The 656-nt window shown below is 75.2% G+C and carries 2 pseudogenes; both read right to left on the bottom strand.

The features are described from left to right. Positions 1 to 422, bottom strand: a pseudogene (locus AC30CM_RS26965) (Rv1157c family protein); the annotation flags it as partial. Positions 423 to 470: 48 nt separating this feature from the next. Continuing rightward, positions 471 to 656: pseudogene (locus AC30CM_RS26960) on the bottom strand (hypothetical protein); the annotation flags it as partial.

Genomic DNA, 656 nt, shown 5'->3' with positions numbered 1-656 from the left:
GCCTCCGGGGCGGGGCCGACGGCATGGGCCGGGTTGACCCCGGCGGGCAGGTGGGCCTCGGTGCCGGGCAGCGCGCCGGCCGCCGGGACGTGGGCGACCTGCTGCGGTGCGCCCGCGGGCTGCGGGTCGGTGACGAACTGGTTCACCGCGGCGGCCATGTTGCGAGCGTCTGGGGTGGCCTCGGTGTTGCCCGCGAATGCCGCCGCGGCGGCCATGAGCATCGATGCGGCGTTGCTCGGGTCTGCGGCCGCCTGCTGGATGGCGGGTCCGAGACTCTGCACCGCCGGCAGGCCAGGGGCCTGCAGACCGTTGATCGGCATCGGCAACGGCGCCGTCGGCTCCGCGTGGGCGACCGTGTGGCCGCCCATCGTCAGAGCGGCCGACGCGCCGAGCGCGATTAGCAACGTCCTCATCGATGTCATGACTCTCCCGTGGCGAAGGTGTTCGGTTGGGTCGGGCTCAGCTAGGGATCACGGCAAGGCGGACGTCGGGAACATCAGCGGCGCAAGGCCTTCCAGGCCGGGCTGAGCCGCGGCGGGGACGCCGGGCGCAGCGGGCCCCGCGGCAGGTCCCGCGGCGGCGCCCTGGCCGGGAAGCAGGTTGGCCAGCTGCGAGCCCGCGGGCAGCAGCGTCGAGAGCGCCGACGGCAGCGAGAC

The sequence above is a fragment of the Mycobacterium sp. DHQP2018-32-09 genome (assembly GCF_058148405.1).
The sequence above is the reverse complement of the archived record's forward strand: the minus strand, read 5'-3'. Positions and strand labels throughout refer to the sequence as shown.